The following is a 22,155-nucleotide window of genomic DNA, read 5'->3' as shown; positions in this document are numbered from 1 at the left end:
TGAACCAAGTTTACCTCACCAGGGATATCTTATGTTGAACTTAAATCTACCAAAATTACCAACAACCATCACAGCAGGTCAGAAAGAGATCCTGATGGTCACCAACGCAGACTTACGTGAGCCTGCAAACGTAACATGCTGGCCTGTACAGAAAAAATTTGAAGATAAATTGGCTGCAGCATTAGAAGCTCAAGGTTACAAAATGAAGCGTGCTCATGAAATTAATGAAGCTCGCGGTCATGGTTTTATCAGTAGTCAGCGTGAAGGTTGCGACATGTTTGCCGCTATCGATCCTGATGCGCCGGTTATCGTGTTATTAACTGCATGGCAATATTCACACCATATTGCCTCTTCATTAGCACACCATCGTGGTCCTATTTTACTGCTAGCTAACTTTGATGGTACATGGCCGGGTTTGGTAGGAATGTTGTGTTTAGCGGGCACGATGACCAGTTTAGGTAAAAATTATTCACGTTTATGGTCAGAAGAATTTGATGATGAATTTTTTGTAGATGGCTTAGCGACTTGGTTAAAATATGGTTATGTAAATCATAAGCTTAGCTATCTTACAGATATTGCGCCAACACACAGGGTAATGGCGACAGACGCTGGCGAAGTGGGTCGTAAAGTCGGCGAATATATAATTAAAAATAAAGAAATAATTGGTTTGTTCGATACATTCTGTATGGGAATGATTAACGGGGTCTTCCCACAACAGGCGATGATCAATATTGGTATGCCAATTGAATCCCTTTCTCAATCTGCGTTACTGGTCGAAATGGCGAAAGTGCCGACAGAATTAAGAGAGGCATGTTTACAGTGGTACGAAGATAACGGGATGACGTTTATGTTTGGTCAAGATGACAAAACTGAACTCACTCGTGAACAGGTAATGGAGCAGTGCGCCATGATGATTGCAATGGCGCGTTTCGTCAAACGTTTTGGTTTAACTGCGGTGGGTGTGCAATATCAGCAGGGCTTAAAAGATTGTTGCCCAGCGTCTGACTTTGCTGAAGGTGCGATTGGTTCAACCGCGCGTTTCCCACTACCAGATGAAAACGGCGAGATTATCTGCCCTAATACACCAATTCCTTGTATCAACGAAGTGGATATGGGTACGGCTATTCCTCAAACGATGTTATGGCGTTTATTAACCTCATTAGGATTACCGGCTGAAACCACATTGCATGATATTCGTTGGGGTAGTGAGTATGAAGGCACGTTCTACTGGGATATGGAAATTTCAGGATCGGTTCCTTTTGAACACCTCAAAGGCGGCTTAAAAGGTGCGACAGGTTATCGTCAGCCTCCGATGTTCTTCCCTAAAGGAGGATCAACTATCGCAGGTCAAGGTAAAGCAGGGCGTTTGTTATGGGCGCGTGCACACTATGAAGGTACTGATGTAATTATGCATATTGGTACTGGCGTAGCGGTGGAATTACCTGAAGCAGAATTTGAACGTCGTCGTAGAGCAACTAACTACGAATGGCCATTACTGAACTGTACGTTAGATGGCGTAACACGTGATGACCTTATGGCGGGGCATCAAAGTAACCACATTACCGTGGCTTATGTTGATGAAGATAAATTGGCGTTTGTGCTTAAAGCATTCGTTGCTCAAGCATTGACTCAAGGTATCCAAGTGAAAGTGGCAGGCGATGCCATTAACTTACTGTAAGGAATTGATGATGAGCCAGCAAAAATACGTCGGTGTTTGGCCTGTTATGTTAACTCCCTTTGATGCCAAAGGGGAGATTGATTGGGCGTCATTAGAGCGCCTTGTAGACTGGTATATCGATTCTGGTGTACATGGACTCTTTGCTGCCTGCCAATCAAGCGAAATGTTTTATTTAAGTGATGAGGAAACTCAAGCACTTACCCGCTTTATCGTTGAAAAAGCAGATGGAAGAGTACCTGTAGTGGCTTCTGGCCATACTGCAACCGCATTAAGCCAGCAAAAAGAACAATTGCAGGCAATGGCAGGTACAGGTGTTGATGGCGTCATTATGATCAGTAATCGCTTAGCGCTTATTGGTGAGTCTGATGATAAAGCGCTGGAAACACTGCAAGTCTTAACCAATGTGGTACCAAAAGAGATTGATTTGGGCATTTATGAATGTCCTCATCCTTACAAACGCTTGTTATCTGAAGAGATTGTAGAGTGGTGTGCACAAAGTGATCGCTTTACTTTCATCAAAGATACGTGTTGTTCTCTACCAATGATAGAGCGCCGTTTGGCATTATCAAAAGGAACTCGCTTGCATCTTGCAAACGCCAACAGTCAAACGCTATTAGCTTCATTCCAAGCAGGATGTCAGGCATATAGCGGTGTTATGGCCAATTTCCATCCAGAGCTTTATGTTTGGCTTTATGAGAATTGGAAAGATAAACCAGAGCAGGCTGCGGTGTTAGCAGATTATTTATCAACAGCAGCGATGACCGAAACACTGGATTATCCAGCATGCGCTAAATATCATCAGCGCCTGATTGGTAACTTCAGCACACTGGTCTGCCGTTCCCGTAACAGCAGTCAGTTTGAAAACTCATTTTTCCCTTCTGCCGTCAATAGCATGACTGCATTGGGTGAGAATATGAAGAAGTGGCTTTCGTTAGATTAATTTAGGACACAGGAGTAGGAATATGCCTTTCGTGATGAAGGAAACCCAGTTTGTGCTTGATAATGCACATTCACTTTTTAATCACTGCCATGCTTCAACGATTGTGCGTGTGCCTAACTCTGAGCGTTTGTTAACCGCTTTTTTCGCTGGCGATAAAGAAGGTAGCGGTAATACCGCTATCTGGCTAGTGATGAAAGAGGGTGATCATTGGCAACACGCTCAACCTGTTGTTAAAAATCCGGGTGTTGCACACTGGAATCCAGTTTTACATGTTGACCCATCAACAGGTAATATCTGGCTGTTTTATAAAACGGGTCCCGATGTACATAGTTGGACGACCCAATACGTTATCTCGAAGGATGGCGGAAATAGCTGGAGTTTACCGAGTGAATTGGTTTCTGGTGATGTAGCACCTAGAGGTCCTGTGAAGAACAAAGTATTAGTGATGTCGAATGGCGAGTGGTTGGCACCAGGATCGGTTGAGGATGATCAATTCTGGGATGCGTTTGTCGATATTTCAAGTGACAACGGTCAACACTGGTTGCGAGTGGATATTCCGATTGAACATCATAAAGGTGGGCAGACGGAACATGAAATCTGGCAGGGTTTAAAGGACGATGCCCTATGGGAGACTGATCTACAACGCGTTTTTCAATGGGATGGCGTGATACAGCCAACACTATGGGAATCCCAGCCTGGGCATGTGCATGCCATGATGCGGAGTACGCGCGGTACTATTTATCGTAGCGATTCAACGGATTATGGGCGCAGTTGGTGTCCGGCTTATGCAACAATATTACCAAATAATAATAGCGGCATTGATGTCGTCTCCTTCGCAGATGGTCAACTGGCATTGGTGTATAACCCGAATTCAGGTAACTGGAGCCGTCGTTATCCTATCTCTGTCAGTCTTTCATCCGATAATGGCAGTACTTGGTCTGAACCATTCGATTTACTCGATGGGGAAGGCGAATTTTCATATCCGGCTATTATTGCTGAAAACAATACCCTACACGTGACCTTTACTTGGAATCGAAAAAACATTGTTTATCAGCAATTAATGGCTACTCAATAAAAATGTGGAGAAAGGGTTTTATGAAAAAGAGTCTACTCGCAGCGTTGGCGATTACGATGACACTGGGCATGGGGAATGCTGTTGCCCAACAGTTAACGTATCCTACAAAAAATATTGATGTTGTCATCCCGAAAAATCCGGGCGGTGGTACTGATACTTCTGCTCGTACTATCATTGAATTTGCAAAAGATGTTATGCCAGCTGGACGTATCTTCGTTCCTGTGAATAAGCCTGCTGGTAATGGTTTAACGGGTCTGATTGAAGTTGCTAATGCGCGCCCAGATGGCACAAAATTAGTGATGACAACCGTCGAATTGGCGATGTTCCCACACCAAGGAAAATCACCTGTTACTTATAAAGACTTTACCCCAATCGCAACAACTATTGCCGACCCAGTGGTATTAGTTGTTAATGCAGAATCACCTTACACCACGTTACAAGAGTTTATCGATGGCGCGAAAGCGAATCCGGGTAAACTGAAAGTCGGTAACTCGGGTATGGGTGCTATTTATCACTTAGCGGGCGTGAATATCGAACGTACTACTGGCGCTAAATTTAACCATATCCCTTATAACGAAGGTACAGGTCCTTCAATCGCAGCATTAGTGGGTAATCACATTGATGGCGTATTAACCACACCAGGTGCGGTTAAATCTCAAGTTGATGCGGGTATTTTACGTGTTCTTGGTGTAATGGATGAACGTCGTTTCCCATTATTCCCAGCAGTACCGACTTTCAAAGAAGCATTGAAATTAGATACTAACGTGAAAATGCGTGCTTGGGCTGTATTAGCAACAACCGCTAATGTACCTGATAACGTGAAGAAAGAGTTAGTGGATGCATTCTCTGAAGTGGTTCAAAAACCTGAATATCAAGAAGCATTGAAAAAACAAGGTATTATGCCTGTATTCATCACTGGTGACGATGCTTACCAAATGATGAAAGAAGACCACGAGATGTATGCTGAGTTAATTTCAACAACCCTGAAAAAATAACCTTTCTATTATTATAAACCACCCTACCTGTTACGGCAGGTAGGGTCGGGGAGATCCCGACATGACAAAAATCAATACAATCATCGGTGCGATTTCAGTGGCTTTCGGGGCACTAATTATCTATCTCTCCCGTGATATGAGCATGTTTGATGATTATGGTGTACCAGGGGAACGTTTCTGGCCTTACGGTTTAGCCATCTTATTTATTTTACTGGGGATTTTTCAATGGATCAGTGTTGTGGTTGATAAAATCAAACATGTACACCAGTCTGTTGACCTGAGTTCTACTGCAGTTAAACGCGCTTACGGTTTGGGCCTCTTTATGTTGGTCTATGCCACAGGCCTGCACTTTTTTGGCTTTATTATTCCGTCACTGCTTCTTATCCCGATCATTATGTGGCTGATGAATGAAAGAAAACCTATTGCATTGGTTGTTATTCCGGTTGTAATAGTTGCCGTCGTTTATGTCTTCTTTGACATTATCTTTAATTCACCTCTGCCAACCTCCGTCTTTTTTGAGTAAGCGGTAAAGGAGCTTTGAGATGGAAATACTAGACGCTTTAATGGTCGTTTTCAGTCTGGAAACGATAACGATGATCCTGTTAGGGGTGTTCGCGGGTATTATTATCGGCGCATTACCAGGCTTAACAGTGAATATGGGGATTGCATTACTTCTCCCATTAACTTATTCCTTCCAAGGAATGACAGGGATCCTCCTGTTATTAGGCATGTATTGTGGTGCCGTTTATGGCGGCTCAATTACTGCGATATTGATTAGTACGCCGGGTACTCCCGCTTCCGCTGCAACGGTATTGGACGGTTATCCAATGGCGAAAAAAGGGGAAGCAGGCAGAGCGTTGGGTTTATCTACGATGGGCTCTATGTTTGGAGGCGTCTTTAGTACGATCGCCCTGATTGTTATTGCGCCTCAATTAGCAAAAGTGGCGACGGGTTTCTCGGCGGCTGAATATTTTGCGCTCGCTGTATTTGGCATAAGTATTATTACCAGTGTATCATCGCAATCGATTGTGAAAGGATTAATGGGTGGTGCGATAGGTTTAGCGATTGCAACTATTGGTCTTGATCCAATGACATCTGGGCCTCGCTTCACCTTTGATACCGTTTACCTAATGGGTGGCGTTTCGTTTATCCCTATCTTGGTGGGTCTGTTTGCTTTCTCTCAAGGACTTATTAGCTTTGAAGAAGAGTACCGTGAACGCAAACAGAAGAAGAGCGAAAAAATTAACGCACGTATTCACCGTGTATTACCGACATGGGCTGATTTTAAACGTGTATTACCAACTTATTTTCGTTCATCTGCCATTGGTACAACGATTGGGGCTATTCCGGGAACGGGCGGAGATATCTCATCATTTATCTCTTATAACGAAGCGAAACGTTGGTCTAAACACCCTGAAGAATTTGGTCACGGCTCACCAGAAGGTGTTTCTGCACCAGAGGCTGGTGCAAACTCAGTCACAGGCGGAACCATGGTGCCGTTAATGACCTTAGGTATCCCAGGTGATGGCGCAACCGCCATTATTATGGGTGCGTTTATGGTTCAAGGATTGGCATTGGGGCCTCAGCTTTTTACGGACAATCCCGTTGAAGTAAACAGTATTTTTATTGGCTTGATGATGGCGAATATTTTCCTCGGTATCTTAGGTTTCTTATGTATGAAACTCTTTGTTCGAGTGATGGATGTGCCACGCCGTGTATTAGTACCTATTATCTTTGTATTATGTAGTGTCGGTGCTTATTCTGTGAACCATAGTATCATCGATGTATTTGTGATGATGGGGGCAGGATTGCTCGCTTACATTATGATTAAGCTCGATTTTTCCATGTCTCCTGTGGTTATCGGGATTATCTTAGGGCCGATGGCAGAATCAAACTTACGTCGTGCTTTAATGATGTCTCAGGGTGATTTATCTATCCTGTATACACGCCCGATTACAGCGACATTCTTAGGTATTGCGATACTGACGTTGATCCTACCCATTATTGGACCTTCGTTAAAAGCGATGTGGAAGAAATACCGAGCTAAGCCTGCTCAGTAAAGGTTAACAGGCCCTCATCATTACGATGAGGGCACAATATCAATAATGGAATATTAATGGCAAAAACAGTTGAACAGATTGCAAATGACCTGAATTTGTCTATTACCACAGTCAGATTGGTATTAAATGGCAAAGGTGATCAATACCGGATCAGTGCAAAAACGCAAAAGAAAATAGCGGACTATGTTGAGGTGTTTGGCTATACCGTCAATCATGCAGCTAGAAGTTTAAAGCTGAATAAAACAGATACCTACGGATTGGTTATCCCTCGTCTTTCTAACCCATTCTTCGCCGCTTTAGCAGAAAAATTAGAGATGCATTGTCACCAAATTGGTTGCCAGCTAACAATTAGCTGTACCTATGGTGATATCAAAAATGAAAATAAGCTTGTTAAATCAATGGATGAACGCAATGTTGATGGTATTTTCATTGTTTCATCAAGCCGCAAAAATCAGCTACACCATGTTAAGCATCGTCAAAAACCATTGGTATTTTTAGATAGAGATTTCTCTGTGAGTGAGGCTATTTGTGTCGCTTCAGATAACTGTGACAGTGGTGCTCAACTGACAAGAGCGATGATAAAGCAAGATGCACCAATCCATTTTTTTGCGGGAGATGCATTACTGCCTACGATTGCAGCGCGTTTGCGCGGTTATGTGCAAGCGATAAAAGAGCATTATGGCGATGATAGTCGTGTCACGGTCTCTTATGCAGAACAGAATACGACCAAAGATGGCGAACAAATGATGAAACAGTATTTAGAGCAACATCAGCAAATACCGACTCATTTTATTGCCTCATCACTGCCTATTCTTGAAGGTCTATTGAGTGTTATTCGTCAGCGTGAAGGTGTTATTCCTGCTCACCTCCATATTGGTACCTTCGATGATCATGTGATGTTGAGCTTTTTACCTAATAACGTGTGGTCAATGAAGCAAGATGAGGCTTTATTAGTCGAAAAAGCGTTTGAAATCATGACGGCAAAAATTTCAGGTAATACCGTGAAATCCCCTTCACTTATCAAAACGCAGCTTATCGAGCGCCTAATCTCTACCCAGTGAGTCAATTAAATTGCTTATTCGCCTCACTTTGTGAGTAGATTAGCAAGATTAATTGACTTATCACTGTATAAATAAAATACAATAGGAACATGAGTCTGCTCGTTTTATTGTTATTCTTTTTTTATTTCTGTGGGCACGCGTTACGCTATTTATATAGCCTTATAAAAAATAGGGACTCTTGATTATCTGTAATCAGAGGCTCATAATTTAAGCGGATAGTTCCATTTTATTAATATAAAAGGATATTAAAGAAAGATGAACGATGATGTTGACCGATGTCCTGAATGCGAAGTAAGGGCATATTATACGAATGATTTTGTTCGTGTTTATCAAGCCTATTCAAATACTATTGCTCAGAGCGCAGTCGCAAACGGAACATTTGTTTCGCCCCCCTTTAGTATGACCCGCATGACTTGGGTAAAACCTTCCTTTCTTTGGATGATGTACCGTTCTGGTTGGGGACGTAAAGATGCTAACCAAGCTTCTATTCTTGCCGTTGATATTACCCATGAAGGCTTTCAAGAGATGCTGACACAAGGTGTTGTGAGTCATTTTGACCCAGACCGCTATGTCAGTGCTGAGGCTTGGAAAGCGGCATCAGAAACCAGTAATATCCGTATTCAGTGGGATCCTGAACGTGATATTTATCTGAATCGACTCAGTTATCGCACTATCCAAATTGGTTTGCGAAATCAAGCAGTTGAAAAATATTGCCAAGAGTGGATTGTGAATATTACGGATATTACCGATAAGGCACGTAAAATAGATAATTGTATTGCTAATGGTGATCTCGACACCGCATACAGCCTATTGCCAGTAGAAAAGCCATATCACTTTGGTGAGTAATCTATCACGATGTCACCCCGCTTAATTAGCGGGGTAATTGTAAGTTAGGATCAGGCTTGTACCAGTTCAGGACGAACGCCTAGCGTATGGCAAATAGCATAGGTCAGTTCTGAGCGATTAAGTGTATAAAAATGGAAGTCTTTGACGCCTTCTCGGCTTAAGATCTTCACCATATCAATTGCAATTGATGCACCTACCAGACTACGGGTTTCAGGATCATTATCTAACCCATCAAACATTTTATGCATCCATCCCGGAATTTTTACATTGGTTAAATCGGCAAAGCGTTTTAACTGTTTAAAATTAGTGACAGGTAAAATACCTGGCACAATTTCCACATCAATACCTGTTGAAACACAGCGATCACGAAAACGTAAATAGCTTTCGACATCAAAGAAGAACTGAGTGATGGCGCGATTTGCTCCCGCATCGACTTTTCTTTTTAAGTTAATTAAATCCGCTTGTGCGCTTTTTGCTTCAGGATGGACTTCAGGATAAGCTGCAACGGAGATATCAAAATCACCCACGCCTTTGAGTAAATGAACTAAATCGGTGGCGTACATATCGGGCTTTTGAGTGTTGTCCGGTAAATCACCTCGTAAGGCAACAATATGGCGAATACCACTTTGCCAATAATCTTGTGCGATATGCTGTAGTTCTTCACGGCTAGCATCAACGCAAGTCAAATGCGGTGCGGCTTCTAATCCTGTACGCTCTTTGATCCCTTTAATAATCGAGTGCGTTCTATCTCGCTCGCCTGAGTTTGCACCATAAGTCACAGAAACAAAGCTCGGTTTTAAGGTATTTAAGCGCGCAAGAGATTGCCAAAGAGTATTTTCCATCTCTTCGGTACGAGGTGGGAAAAACTCAAAAGAAACTTGGATCTGGCCATCAAGTTCGGCAAGATTTTGGTTTAATGCTTCATGTTGGCTTGCGTGATAAAAGCTCATACCTATACCTCATCAATCATGTCACTGTGTTGTTATTCTTATTTAAGTATCACTACCTAGTTACCCATCTAACCATTTAGACGTCTAGATGTAGATTCTCTTAATTAGGTTATTTAGTCAACAACTATTCACCTTGTTTTTGATGAGGATAATTCAATCAAAAGGAGAGAAAATTTCATGTTGAAAGAGACTCTATGATGAAAATGAGCGTATTGAGAGGTCAATCTTCTCATTTTTCTTCTACAATAAAGTTAACTAACGTATTGATGAGAGGCGAAATGATCACTTGTAAACGTGTTTATGATGATAAAGACGGCGAGCATGAAGGTTATCGTGTGTTAGTCGATAGGCTCTGGCCAAGGGGTGTGAAAAAGACCGATTTTCATTATGATGAATGGAATAAAGGTGTCGCGCCTTCGACTGAATTACGAAAATGGTTTCATGGCGGAGGGGGCGATTTTACTGAATTCAGGCAACGTTATACGCAAGAATTAATGGCTGCACCTGAACATTGGCAATCACTTGTCGCAATAGCCAAAAAGCAACCGCTGGTATTACTTTATTCAGGTAAAGACGAGCAACAAAATAATGCAACAGTGTTAAAAGCTTTTCTAGAAAAGCAGTTAACTCATGATCAATGATGAATAATTTTAGCGTTTTGGTAAAAAAAGCAAAAAAAAGTGGCGCGGTATTAGGCGCCACAAAAATTGCTAATAAAAACATCGAACAGAGTCAGAGAATAGGGTGACTATTCTTATGAATTTTGTGTATTAGCCGCTAACCATTGACTAATACGTTGTTTTTGTTCGTCATCTAGCCACATGCCGAGTTTGGTACGACGCCAAATCGCATCATCAACTTCGATAACCCATTCATGTTTCACTAAATAACGTAATTCTGCTTCATACAGATTATGACCGAAGTTTTCGCCCATACCGGCTAAATCAGTAATACCTTCAAGCAGTAATTCAGTGTTGCTACCATAAGTGCGGGCAAAACGCAGCGCCAGTGCTTCAGGTAACCAAGGATGACGTTGACGAATTAAACGTGAATAACCATCACGATCACAACCTTCTAAATTACCACCCGGTAATTGACCATTTTTGGTCCACGGTTTACCCATGTTAGGGAAGTAGCTTACGAGTTTATCAACGGCGTGTTCGCCTAATTTACGATAAGTCGTTAATTTACCACCAAATACAGATAATAGTGGTGTTTGACCATTATCATCGTGAACATCTAAGGTGTAATCACGGGTTATCGCTTGTGGTGAATCGGATTCGTCGTCGCACAATGGGCGTACACCAGAGTAATTCCAAACGATATCTTCTTTGGTTAACTGCTTTTTAAAGTGATCGTTATAAACTTTCAGTAAATACTGAACTTCGTTGTCATCAATAGCGACATCTTTAGGATCACCTTTATATTCAACATCCGTAGTACCGATGATAGAGAATTCATCCATCCAAGGAATAACGAAGACAATACGGTTATCTTCGTTTTGTAAAATATAAGCTTGTGGTTCGTTATGAGCACGAGGAATAACAATATGGCTACCTTTAATTAAGCGGATACCATAAGGTGATTTCAGTTTTAAGCCTTCGTCAAACAGGGTTTTAACCCAAGGACCAGCCGCATTGACAAGAGCTTTTGATTGATAAAGCGATGTTTTACCAGTACGTAAATCTTGCGCTTCTACCATCCACAAATTATTTTCACGCCAAGCGCGGGTTACTTTTGTGCGAGTACGCACTTCACCACCACGACGGACGATTTCTTGTGCATTGAGTACCACTAAACGTGCATCATCAACCCAACAATCTGAATATTCAAAACCGCGTGTTAATTCTGGTTTTAAAACAGAGTTTGCACCAAATTTAATGCCTTTACTGCTTGGTAGACTGACACGTTTTCCTAAATGATCATAAAGGAATAGACCAATACGGATCATCCAAGCTGGGCGTAAGTGTGCTTGATGTGGCAGGCGGAACCGCATTGGAAATGCGATATGTGGTGCTAAGCGTAATAATACTTCACGCTCTGCCAGTGCTTCGCTAACTAAGCGGAATTCGTAGTGTTCTAAATAACGTAAACCACCATGAATAAGTTTAGAGCTCGCGGAAGATGTCGCACTTGCTAAGTCTTGAGCTTCCAGCATAAGTACTGAAAGGCCTCGGCCAGCTGCATCCGCCGCAATTCCAGCGCCGTTTATCCCGCCGCCGATGACAATCAAGTCTTGAGTTTTCATAACATCCTCCTACGAATGCGCGAAATAATTCTTTAATGTTCGTTTTCGCTCACAATTGTAATAAAGTTTGATGAAAATGCCAACTATATAACTGATAAAAAACATAACCGCGTGATATGGGTAACAATTTATTATCATATCCACATTTTTTGTGGGTTTATTAATAATAAGCAACATTGTTCATGTATTAATGAAAAAGAGTGTAGACAGATCAAAAATGAGAGCAAATAGAATGGCTTAATCTGAGTTTAGTAGGAAATAGGCGAAAAAAAAGTACCTGATAAGGTACTTTTTGAGGAATTTATTCAATTAACATAATTCGAGTTGAACGTTGTGTTGCTCAACAATTTTTTGGATCCCTGCGGGGGGTTCTTGATCGGTAAATAAGTAATCGATTAGATTCATATTACCTAAATTCACCATCGCATTACGACCAAACTTAGAATGATCAGTCACCAACATTACACAGCGTGAATTTTCGATAATTGCGCGTTTAGTGCGAACTTCATGGTAATCAAACTCAAGTAGAGAACCATCCATATCAATACCGCTTATCCCTAAAATACCGTAATCAAGACGGAATTGAGAGATAAAATCAAGTGTCGCTTCACCGACAATGCCACCATCTCGTGTACGTACTTCACCACCCGCAAGAATTAAGCGAAAGTCTTCTTTGCCCATCAGTAACGTTGCCACATTGAGATTGTTGGTCACGATACGTAGGTTTTTGTGGTTAATTAATGCATGTGCGACCGCTTCAGGTGTTGTACCGATATCAATAAACAGTGTTGCACCATCAGGAATTAAGCTTGCTACTCGTTGTGCGATACGTGATTTTTCATCAGACCACATAATTTTACGATCATGATAAGCCGTATTCACTGAGCTTGAAGGTAATGCCGCACCACCGTGATGACGTTGGATTTTGTTCTTTTCCGCTAATTCATTTAAATCACGTCGGATGGTCTGTGGGCTGACTTCAAAATGCTCCACCAATTCTTCAGTGCTGACATAGCCTTGTAGGCGTACCAGTTCAATGATGGCATCATGTCGTTGCGTTTGCTTCACAGGTATCCCCTAATGTTAAAAATATCATGTTAATTTTATTATGATCTACGAGATAATTGATGTCGATTATCCCACAAAGCCATCAATAAGCCGATAAGGAAGCCTGCAAAATGTGCAGCATTCCCGATAGAGTCACCTAAAACGCCCATATAACCAGCAACAATCCACAAAATTGAAAAGACGATTAAACCTGTTGGAGCGCCAATACCTTTTTCTGGATTACGTATTCCTGTTAAACCGACATAGCCAATTAATGCGTAAACAACGCCAGAAAGCCCACCAAAGTTGGAATCTGTAAACAAGGATTGTGCCCAATTACTAAAGAGCGCAGAAACGAGCATGATCACAAATAATTTACCGGTGCCTAATTGTTGCTCTGTTTGACTTGCGAGATACCACCACATAGCAAGGTTGAAGGCGATATGCATCAGTGAAAAATGAATAAACGCTGGGGTAATATAGCGCCAAACTTCAAGGTTTAAGCTCTCTTCATAAGGCCATGCTAAATGGAGCATGACATCATAGTCACCAACCACTTGTTGCCAGATAAAAACGAGGATACATAAAATAATCACCAGTACCGTTAACGGCCCTGAACGTTGCACCATATTTTTTATCGAAAAAGCTGGGCGATATTTGATACCCGTATTTTGCGGATTACCGGTTTGCCAACTTGCGGCTTGGTAACGTGGGTGAAAAGGCTCGCGTAAAAAAGTATTGAGTTCTTTTTCAACCATATCCAATTGATGTTGGTCTTCTAACCAAAGTGAGATCTGCTGATTTTCATTTTTTGCGTGAATTCGCACACCTTTTGTTGCCATATAATTGACAAATAAATCAGCTGCTTGAGGGTTAGAAAGCGTAATAATGTGGATCATTAACAAAACTCATCTGTAGTTATTGCAGAGAGGTTATCGCTTGTGGAAACTCTCTTAGCCATGCTTCAAAACCACCATTAACACTGTAAACGGTTTCAAAGCCCATATTGACCAGATATTGAGCTGCTCCTTGACTGCTATGACCGTGATAACACATCACCATCACAGGCACATCAAAGTCAGCATCTTGTAAAAATTTGTTTAGCGTATCATTGGTGAGATGAAATGCGCCGGTAGCATGACCCATGCGGTAACTCTGAGGATCTCTAACATCAACTAAGATTGCCGATTGAGATGTCCAGAATTGATAGGCTTGTTCAATGCTGAGAAATTGAAACTTATCCATAATTGTCTTATTTATTATATTGTTAATTGATTTATTTGTTCTGAGCGAGAGAACGGTACATTTATCATAACGTCAAATAGGTAAAGATGACGTTATACTTTGTAAATGATTATTTTAATAAACAAATCCCCCATGATATCCGTGCAGGTGAGTATCATAGGGGATGTGATACTGAAGGATCAGTAGTAGGAATGTTCACCACGTTGGTGTTCAGTTAAGTCTTTCACACCTTTTAATTCATTTGGGAACTGGTTTAACAGTTCTTTTTCGATACCATCTTTTAATGTGACATCAATCATTGAACAACCGTTACACCCACCACCGAATTGTAAGATAGCATAACCATCTTCTGTGATTTCCATTAGACTAACACGACCACCATGCCCTGCTAATTGTGGGTTAATTTGTGATTGTAGTACGTATTCTACGCGTTCAATTAATGGTGCATCAGCATCGACTTTACGCATTTTTGCGTTAGGTGCTTTCAGGGTTAATTGTGAGCCTAGTTGGTCAGTAACAAAATCAATTTCTGCATCTTCTAAGAAAGGTGCGCTGATGTCATCAACATACGCAGAAAGTTTTTCGAACTTAATTTCAGTATCGTTTGGTTCTACGGCATCAGGTGGGCAGTATGAAACGCCACATTCAGCATTAGGTGTGCCTGGATTGATAACGAATACGCGAATTTGGGTGTTGGGTTCTTGGTTAGCCAGTAGTTTGGCAAAATGCGCCTGTGCGGCATCAGTAATAATAATCATATCGTCTTGCTCAATAGTTGACTGTTCTGGTTGGTTATCATACGCCCAATTGGCGGTTAACTACAAGGTTCGACAAATCGCCCATACCTCAACAGAGCGTGCTCCCGCACGAAATAACAAGGGGACAATACTCTTTAATGTCGCGCCTGTAGTGATAACATCATCAATTAGTGCCAGATTTTTCCCTGATACCGACACTGTGTTATTTAATATAAATGCATTCTTTAAATTTTGTTGCCTTTGCTTGGCATTAAGATGCGTTTGCACCAGTGTAGCACGAGTTCTTATCAGGGTATCTGGTTGATAAGCACAATTTAGCCACCTTGCCAAAGGCTTAGCAATCGCTTCTACTTGCTCAAAGCCCCTAGACCAACGGCGATGGCGATGCGAAGGAACGCTAATAATTCTATCGGGTTTCTGCACCCCATTTTCTCTATGATGTGAAAGCCATCGCAATAGAAAAAGTCGTGCGAGACATAAAGCTATTTGAGGGCGAGGTTGGTATTTATAAAGGTGTAATAATTTATTTAATGGAGGTTGATAGTCTGTGACTGTCAACATCTGTTTCCATGGTGGAGGCGATTGTAAGCAGCGCCCACATAGCATCATAGCGTGAGATGAGGGATATAAACAGCATGGGCAACGGTTATGTTGTTTAGGTAAATAGCGAATACAACTCGAACAAATACCTTTAGTATCATAATGTAAGGGTTGGCGACATAACCAACAATATCCTGCTATTGTTATCCACATAATCAAAATCCCTGTATTAAGAGAAGAGATCATAACAATGAATAAATTGTATTGGCAGACAATCGGTGAAGGAAAAACAGATCTTGTGCTATTACACGGGTGGGGATTGAATGCCGAGGTCTGGCAATCATTAATACCGCGGCTAAGCTCGCATTTTACACTGCATCTTGTTGATTTACCGGGTTATGGGCGTAGCCAAGGTTTTCCTGCCCTCACATTAAAAGAGATGGCAGAGATTGTTTTTACAAAAGCGCCTGCTAATGCTATTTGGCTAGGATGGTCTCTAGGTGGATTAGTCGCGAGCCGTGTTGTTTTAGATAATCCTAATAATGTGCAAGCGTTGATTACCGTAGCTTCTTCACCTTGTTTTGGTGCTCATGACGATTGGCCTGGTATCAAACCTGAGGTTTTAAGAGGGTTTGAACAGCAGTTAAATGAGAATTTTCATCGTACAGTTGAGCGCTTTTTAGCACTGCAAACATTAGGTACTCAAAGTGCGCGTGAAGATATGAAGGCATTAAAATCAGTGGTATTAGAACAACCTCTTCCTTCTGTTGAAGTGCTTAATGGAGGATTAGAAATTCTGCGTACTGAGGATTTACGAGAAGAGTTGAAAATGCTGAGTTGCCCTTTTATTCGTTTTTACGGTTATTTAGATGGGTTAGTACCTCGAAAAGTAGCTGGGTTATTAGATGCTATTTATCCACAATCACCTTCGGTTATTTTCCGTAATGCGGCTCATGCACCGTTTATTTCACATCCAGATGAATTTAGTGACGCACTTATTCACGCATGTAAAGAATGAACTACTATTATGCACCAAGCAAGATAGAACCGAGTGTGATGATAGAAAAATCCCCTATAAAAATAGGGGATTTAAGTCGGTTATACACTATTATTGTTAGCGTAATTGATAAAGCTTTGTCTGGCAGGCGGTGGCTTCAGGGCAACTTTTACAACTGCCCGTAAGACAATCCTCGACATCTACCTCTTGAAGCTTACCCATCAATGTGAGCCGCTCTAACATTGCTTGCACCAACGGTTCAGGCATATTGAGTTGATGGCTGATAAGACGGGCATCGGCTCGACCATTAAGGGCGATACAATCACGTACTTCTATCAAACTAGCCATCTTACTTTTCCTTGGTCACTTAGTGACAACTACCTTTTGAACAACATTGTTTAGCCAATGAAGGTTTATTGCTTAAGTTAATTGTTAGACGATTACGGGCATTACGCAACAAGATAAACAAAATTAAGTTGAAGATAACTACAGCCGCAATGGTGATACCACTACTTTGTGGATGCTCGCTAAAGGTTGCGGTTTGATAGAACAGCGCAGCCAGTGAGTAAGCAATATTTAATCCCCAAAGAATAGAGAAGGTCATCCAGCCACGACTGGTTTCACGCGCAATAGCACCCATCACTGAAACACAAGGCACATACAGTAAAACAAAGATTAAATAGCTGTATGCAGCAATGCCGGAGCCAAATTTTGCCCCCATAGTTCCCATTGTGCCGGTATCCATTTCACCATCACCTTTACTTGCTTCAATTGGATTAGAAAGTGCAGCTAGCGTGAAAGTCTCTTTTAAGCTATCCCATGTTTCACCAAAGGCGTCACCAATTTCACCCCACAGATCGAATTCTTCAGGATCAAAAGGCTCGTTCACAATGCTTTCCGCGGTATAAAGGGTATTTAATGTTCCCACAACCACTTCTTTTGCCATTGCACCGGTGACTAAACCTACCGTTGCTTGCCAGTTATCGTTATGAACACCAATAGGTTGCAATAATGGTGTGATCACTTTACTGACCTCTGCCAATGCAGAGTCATTGATGTTATCGGCAGGCTTACCTGAGAAAGTGAAGCTATTTAATGCACCGATAAACATACTGGCAATAATAATGACTTTACCCGCACGTACCACGAAGCCTTTTAAACGTTGCCAAGTTTGCATTAGTAACGTTTTTAGGTGAGGAACATGATAAACAGGCAGTTCCATCACGAAAGGTGACGCTTCGCCGCGCATAATGGTGTGTTTTAGCAACAAGCCTGTGAGGATAGCAACCACAATACCCAGAAGATAAAGCGAGAAAACAACACTCGCGCCGTTTTTACCAAAGAAAGCTGCCGCAAATACCGCGAAGATCGCTAAACGAGCACCACAAGACATAAACGGTGCCATTAATACGGTGATCAATCGCTCTCTGGGTGCATCTAGAGTACGCGCACCCATAATGGAAGGTACGTTACAACCAAAACCGACAATCAGTGGTACGAATGATTTACCCGGCAATCCCAGAGCTTGCATCAATCTATCCATAACAAATGCGGCACGAGCCATATAACCTGAGTCTTCAAGGATAGATAAAAAGAGGTACATCATCCCGATTTGTGGCACCAATGGAAGAACAGTATTGATACCGCCACCGACACCTTGAGCAAGGAAAATTGTCAGCCATTCAGGGAAGTTAAACGTTGCACCAACCCATTGAATACCATGAATAAAGATAGCTTCGGAGCCACCTTCAAAAGCAGGTTGTAATGCACCACCAATGTTAATTGCTAGAACGAACATTAAATACATAACAAACAGGAAGATAGGAACACCTAACCAACGGTTTAATATCACTTTATCGATATTTTGTGTCAGAATATTCGGCTTAATGGACTCCATATTGATCACGGTATGACAGATGCGCTCAATATTTTGGTAACGGGCATCCGCAATGACTAATTCTGGTTCATTATTCTGTTCGTCTTGAATGCGTTGGCGGATGTTTTTGATATCTTCACTCGTGATTTGAGCTCGTTGGTGAGTATAAATATCGCCCTCTAAACACTGTAATGCCATCCAACGACGTTGCTGTAAATTAAACTCATCATGATTAATTTTTTCAGCAAGTACCTCAACTTCATTTAATAACCATAGTGGATAAGAAGTGAGTAATTCTTGTGGTTTTTTCTTTTCAGCCGGGAAGGTATCAATGGCTTCTTTGAGCTTATCAATGCCAGATGCTTTGGTTGAAATCATTGGAATAACAGGACAACCCAAATGTTCTGAAAGTGCCTTGATATCAATTTGCATATCTTGGTGTTCTGCAATATCGAGCATGTTTAATGCCACGATACACGGAATACCAAGCTCAAGCAGTTGCAATGTCAAATAGAGGTTACGCTCAAGGTTTGATGCATCAACCACGTTAATCAACATGTCAGCTTCATTACTTAAAATGAAATGGCAGGCGATTTGCTCATCAAGCGATGTCTGTTCTGAGATTGTCGTTAAAGAGTAAGTTCCGGGTAAATCGACGAGCTCAATTTTATGATTTGCAGTTGTGAAACGACCAACTTTACGTTCGACCGTTACACCCGCCCAGTTACCCACACGCTGACGAGAGCCTGTTAACTGATTAAAGAGTGTTGTTTTACCGGCATTGGGATTACCGATAAGGCCTATAGTGAGAGGAGTCATAATAGTGATGCCAATAGTTGTCTTGCCAGGTTGAATGAGAAATAACGATTATTTTTCGCTATGAACTACTTCGCTAAGATTAATGAATGCGAGATCTTTTTTTCTTAAAATTAGGGAGACTCGGTGCGTTTCTATTTGAATAGGATCACCCAGTGGTGCGATACGAATAACGTTAAACACAGCGCCAGGTAACATACCTAAAGATAACAATTTCTGTCTGTATGCAGGGCTAATCTGAGGTGAGTAGCTCAAGATTTTATAACTGTGATTTGGGATCAGAGACATAATCGTCCTTCCACGAATGTTGATACAAAAAATAATGATACTGATAATTATTAACGCGTATGAGAATTCACATAATAATAGTCAGGATAATTATAATAAATATTTTTAATGCTAATGAGAATTATAATTATCCTTATTGGGTATAATTTAGCCTAGACTACACTTATCTGCACTTGATTTAAATCAACCAGAGAAAAGATATTGGGAGGAAATCAGGCTGTTTTCTCTATCTGTTACTAGACAAAAACAAAATGTGAAGTGTTGAGATGTCGATGTAGCAATAAAATAATAATCAATTAATAGTATTAACAGGGAACAAGATAAACGTAGATTTCAAGAATATGAAGATCGCGAGCTTAAGTAAAAAAGCTCGCGTTGTTATTGTGAATGCCTACTAATTAGTGAGTTTGCTGGTGGCTAAAAAGCTGGTAAATATTGTTAGGGGTATAGCTATCACCTTCAAATGAAACGACCCAATCAGTAATTAAATCTATATTGATGGGATAGATTTCACCTTCTTGCATCTCTTTCACATAAAATGGCACATTGAGTAATTTTGCATAAACAGTGTCTCCATCACGAGACTGTGGCACAAACCACATATGCTCTAGCTCTTCCTCTTCACCATAAGGAATGCCGAATTTGATCATAAATTGCCACGGGTTTTCGGTCTCTTCGGGTTTGTCTTTTCCTAATAACTTGGAGAGAAACCCACTTTTTTTCTCAACAGGTGGTTGATTGTAGTTATCAAACATAGAAACGAAGTATTCCCAACGTCGCTTGGCTTTTTCAGACATCTCATAGGTTTCTTCATTGCTACGCAGTAGCATCATCGCTTGCTGCTCTTCATAACCTTTAAAGAAGGTTTCTAAAACAGGATTTTCTTCATTGGTTCTAAATAGCATAGAAGAAGGATGTTGATGATATTCATCACGATCGGCCAAATCACCCAAGAAAACGCCGTGTGGTGCACCTTCCGTGTCGTAACGCATCTCTTCTAAAGGTCTAAGGCTTTCGAGTGGTGTTGATTGATTAATATGGCGAATACCTTCTTCAAAAGGTAATGCGACAAGATACTCCAAGCCTGATGATGTTTGACCGCAAAGCATTGGTTCACCAAATGCAATTTGGCGATGATTAATGCTGTTATTAACAAAGCAACGGAAGAGATCAGGAATACCATAGTAAGATTCAAGCATACTTGGAATAACTAAATCGACTTCTGTTAAACCACAACGAGCTAATCCATGTGTATGGAACCAGAACATGGTTGGTGGTTCATTTTCTGTGTCATAGACAGCATGAATAACATATAAGCTTTCTACTTCAGGATAAAGATCGGGCGTTTCTAATTGGAAGCGTATCCACTCAGGCGTTAATGCTTTACCTGCCGCTGATTCATCTAATGCTAAAACTATTTCGGGTGCGATGATATTAAGAAAATTCAGTTGATGGCGATAACTCGCTAAAGGATGCAAGGTTTCAGTAAACAGTGTTTCCAACAATAAATCTTGAGTTGTGGCATTTGCGTGCGCTAATAATTGCGGGGTAAGTTCATCTGTTGAATACATTGGGCGTATTTCGTAATTTTCATCACGAGGGTAAAGACAGACAAAAAAATGTAACTCGTCATCACCATGTTGGCAACGATAGAAAAAACCGTCATCAATATTTTCACTGAGATAATTTATTTCACCATCAGTGTAATCTGTCTGTTCGTCTAGACGTTGTTCAATAAGCGCATAGTTTAGTGGCTGTGCAGGGAAGGCCACTATACGAGAGGGCACTTTTTCTCCTTGCCCGGCTGCGATATCTAAGTACTGCTGTCTGTTATCCATATTTTTTATCACTCGTATATTAAAGATAGAAAAATAGGATATCAGGGATAACAAGAGAGGAATAGATGGAGTTATCTGAGCTTGTGAGGGTTATTTAATCTATTGTTGATAATAAAAATTAATGAAAAGTAAAACAGAGAAAACGTTATAAAAAATAACGGATATCAATAAGTTATTAATATCCGTTAGATGTCAGCTAATCAAGGAAAATAATTAATCTTTTGATTATTTACCTTTCAGCAATTGCATGATGTCTTCTGTTTTCTCTTCATCGTCATCATCTTCAAACTCAATACCCAGTTCAACCATTAATTCGTCAATACGATCAAGGGTTTTCTCAGTATAAGCCTGTTCTTCTGCGTTGAGTTTTTCACCGTTTTCAAGACGAGACAGTAATTCATCTAAACGAGCATCGTTTTCTAACAGGTCTAATTCTTGCTCAGATGTTAAACGAACGGGCTCTTCTTTAACGGGTGCCGGTTTTTTCTTCGCCACTTTTGGTGTATCACCCACAATCAGAGGGATCGGTTTTTTGCTACCAATACGGGGATCTTTCGGCGCTGTATTTTTCGTTTGCTGTTTATTTTCCGCTTCCTGCTGACGGTTACCGGCAGGATTGCCGCGGTGTTTTTTTTGACGTTTACGTTCACGTCCTTCCGCGTTCAGCTCTTCACGAGATTTCTTACGTGTTTTAGCTGCGGGTTTTCTTTTAATCATATTCATAATGGTAACTCGATAGTGATCTTCTTGGTTGCGCAATCTATCAGAAACAAATTTTCAATAAAAGCGCAAATTTAAGACAATTTAATTTTTGCTCACGTACAATGTGCGGTTCGTTTCACTATACTTTACTGTGTTGTGACGTCAATCAACGACCAAACTAAATTAATTAACTTA

At 41.0% G+C, this 22,155-nt stretch carries 22 protein-coding genes; 10 read left to right on the top strand and 12 right to left on the bottom strand.

Annotation, left to right across the window (positions count from 1 at the left end; translation table 11 throughout):
* The first annotated feature begins 31 nt into the window (after positions 1 to 31).
* The 8 genes from H1225_RS14870 (at position 32) to H1225_RS14835 (ending at position 8,655) form a co-directional block, all read left to right on the top strand.
* On the top strand, positions 32 to 1,678 hold the full coding sequence (locus H1225_RS14870) for a hypothetical protein (protein WP_006534527.1): 1,647 nt from the start codon (positions 32 to 34) through the stop codon (positions 1,676 to 1,678).
* 10 nt (positions 1,679 to 1,688) lie between these two features.
* The gene (locus H1225_RS14865) at positions 1,689 to 2,618 is read left to right on the top strand and encodes a dihydrodipicolinate synthase family protein (protein WP_109399133.1); all 930 of its coding nucleotides are present in this window, start codon (positions 1,689 to 1,691) and stop codon (positions 2,616 to 2,618) included.
* A 22-nt stretch (positions 2,619 to 2,640) separates the two neighbouring features.
* Positions 2,641 to 3,693, top strand: coding sequence for a sialidase family protein (locus H1225_RS14860; RefSeq protein WP_006534529.1), 1,053 nt, complete (start codon positions 2,641 to 2,643; stop codon positions 3,691 to 3,693).
* Between the two features lie 20 nt (positions 3,694 to 3,713).
* Complete coding sequence (locus H1225_RS14855; RefSeq protein ID WP_228407144.1) at positions 3,714 to 4,688, top strand: tripartite tricarboxylate transporter substrate binding protein; 975 nt, start codon at positions 3,714 to 3,716, stop codon at positions 4,686 to 4,688.
* A 61-nt stretch (positions 4,689 to 4,749) separates the two neighbouring features.
* Positions 4,750 to 5,211 carry a tripartite tricarboxylate transporter TctB family protein gene (locus tag H1225_RS14850; RefSeq protein ID WP_006534532.1) on the top strand — a complete coding sequence of 154 codons (462 nt, stop codon included), beginning with the start codon at positions 4,750 to 4,752 and terminating at the stop codon, positions 5,209 to 5,211.
* A gap of 19 nt (positions 5,212 to 5,230) precedes the next feature.
* Positions 5,231 to 6,748, top strand: coding sequence for a tripartite tricarboxylate transporter permease (locus H1225_RS14845; protein ID WP_006534533.1), 1,518 nt, complete (start codon positions 5,231 to 5,233; stop codon positions 6,746 to 6,748).
* Positions 6,749 to 6,804: 56 nt separating this feature from the next.
* A complete protein-coding gene (locus H1225_RS14840; RefSeq protein WP_006534534.1) occupies positions 6,805 to 7,809 on the top strand; it encodes a LacI family DNA-binding transcriptional regulator in 1,005 nt (334 codons plus the stop codon).
* 255 nt (positions 7,810 to 8,064) lie between these two features.
* Positions 8,065 to 8,655 (top strand): DUF4291 domain-containing protein, encoded by a 591-nt coding sequence (locus H1225_RS14835; protein WP_006534535.1) that lies wholly within the window; start codon positions 8,065 to 8,067, stop codon positions 8,653 to 8,655.
* Positions 8,656 to 8,705: 50 nt separating this feature from the next.
* On the opposite strand, the gene metF is transcribed toward H1225_RS14835, so the two are convergent.
* On the bottom strand, positions 8,706 to 9,605 hold the full coding sequence (gene metF / locus H1225_RS14830; RefSeq protein WP_109399131.1) for a methylenetetrahydrofolate reductase: 900 nt from the start codon (positions 9,603 to 9,605) through the stop codon (positions 8,706 to 8,708).
* Between the two features lie 278 nt (positions 9,606 to 9,883).
* Here metF and H1225_RS14825 point away from each other — a divergent pair, with 278 nt between their 5' ends.
* Complete coding sequence (locus H1225_RS14825) at positions 9,884 to 10,246, top strand: DUF488 domain-containing protein (RefSeq protein WP_072064908.1); 363 nt, start codon at positions 9,884 to 9,886, stop codon at positions 10,244 to 10,246.
* Positions 10,247 to 10,359: 113 nt separating this feature from the next.
* On the opposite strand, the gene glpD is transcribed toward H1225_RS14825, so the two are convergent.
* From glpD to gntX, 6 genes are all read right to left on the bottom strand, one after another.
* Positions 10,360 to 11,853, bottom strand: coding sequence for a glycerol-3-phosphate dehydrogenase (glpD, locus tag H1225_RS14820; protein ID WP_006534540.1), 1,494 nt, complete (start codon positions 11,851 to 11,853; stop codon positions 10,360 to 10,362).
* A 309-nt stretch (positions 11,854 to 12,162) separates the two neighbouring features.
* The gene (locus H1225_RS14815) at positions 12,163 to 12,921 is read right to left on the bottom strand and encodes a DeoR/GlpR family transcriptional regulator (RefSeq protein ID WP_006534541.1); all 759 of its coding nucleotides are present in this window, start codon (positions 12,919 to 12,921) and stop codon (positions 12,163 to 12,165) included.
* A gap of 38 nt (positions 12,922 to 12,959) precedes the next feature.
* On the bottom strand, positions 12,960 to 13,799 hold the full coding sequence (gene glpG, locus H1225_RS14810; RefSeq protein ID WP_109399129.1) for a rhomboid family intramembrane serine protease GlpG: 840 nt from the start codon (positions 13,797 to 13,799) through the stop codon (positions 12,960 to 12,962).
* Between the two features lie 19 nt (positions 13,800 to 13,818).
* Positions 13,819 to 14,145: a thiosulfate sulfurtransferase GlpE gene (gene glpE, locus H1225_RS14805; protein ID WP_006534543.1), complete on the bottom strand. Its 327-nt coding sequence runs from the start codon at positions 14,143 to 14,145 to the stop codon at positions 13,819 to 13,821.
* Between the two features lie 179 nt (positions 14,146 to 14,324).
* Positions 14,325 to 14,903 carry a Fe-S biogenesis protein NfuA gene (nfuA, locus tag H1225_RS14800; RefSeq protein ID WP_006534544.1) on the bottom strand — a complete coding sequence of 193 codons (579 nt, stop codon included), beginning with the start codon at positions 14,901 to 14,903 and terminating at the stop codon, positions 14,325 to 14,327.
* A gap of 60 nt (positions 14,904 to 14,963) precedes the next feature.
* Positions 14,964 to 15,656 (bottom strand): DNA utilization protein GntX, encoded by a 693-nt coding sequence (gntX, locus tag H1225_RS14795; protein WP_072064903.1) that lies wholly within the window; start codon positions 15,654 to 15,656, stop codon positions 14,964 to 14,966.
* A gap of 37 nt (positions 15,657 to 15,693) precedes the next feature.
* Here gntX and bioH point away from each other — a divergent pair, with 37 nt between their 5' ends.
* Positions 15,694 to 16,461: a pimeloyl-ACP methyl ester esterase BioH gene (gene bioH / locus H1225_RS14790; RefSeq protein ID WP_006534546.1), complete on the top strand. Its 768-nt coding sequence runs from the start codon at positions 15,694 to 15,696 to the stop codon at positions 16,459 to 16,461.
* Positions 16,462 to 16,557: 96 nt separating this feature from the next.
* Here the strand turns inward: bioH and H1225_RS14785 are convergent, their stop codons facing one another.
* The 5 genes from H1225_RS14785 to yihI form a co-directional block, all read right to left on the bottom strand.
* On the bottom strand, positions 16,558 to 16,788 hold the full coding sequence (locus H1225_RS14785) for a FeoC-like transcriptional regulator (RefSeq protein ID WP_006534547.1): 231 nt from the start codon (positions 16,786 to 16,788) through the stop codon (positions 16,558 to 16,560).
* Between the two features lie 19 nt (positions 16,789 to 16,807).
* Positions 16,808 to 19,135 (bottom strand): Fe(2+) transporter permease subunit FeoB, encoded by a 2,328-nt coding sequence (feoB, locus tag H1225_RS14780; protein WP_006534548.1) that lies wholly within the window; start codon positions 19,133 to 19,135, stop codon positions 16,808 to 16,810.
* A 48-nt stretch (positions 19,136 to 19,183) separates the two neighbouring features.
* A complete protein-coding gene (gene feoA / locus H1225_RS14775; protein ID WP_161707234.1) occupies positions 19,184 to 19,420 on the bottom strand; it encodes a ferrous iron transporter A in 237 nt (78 codons plus the stop codon).
* Between the two features lie 398 nt (positions 19,421 to 19,818).
* On the bottom strand, positions 19,819 to 21,258 hold the full coding sequence (locus tag H1225_RS14770; protein WP_115065681.1) for a DUF4026 domain-containing protein: 1,440 nt from the start codon (positions 21,256 to 21,258) through the stop codon (positions 19,819 to 19,821).
* Between the two features lie 225 nt (positions 21,259 to 21,483).
* On the bottom strand, positions 21,484 to 21,981 hold the full coding sequence (gene yihI, locus H1225_RS14765) for a Der GTPase-activating protein YihI (protein WP_072064892.1): 498 nt from the start codon (positions 21,979 to 21,981) through the stop codon (positions 21,484 to 21,486).
* Between the last annotated feature and the right edge of the window lie 174 nt (positions 21,982 to 22,155).

It is taken from the genome of Proteus penneri (assembly GCF_022369495.1).
Lineage (GTDB): Bacteria > Pseudomonadota > Gammaproteobacteria > Enterobacterales > Enterobacteriaceae > Proteus > Proteus penneri.
This window is presented reverse-complemented; position numbering and strand designations above follow the sequence as displayed.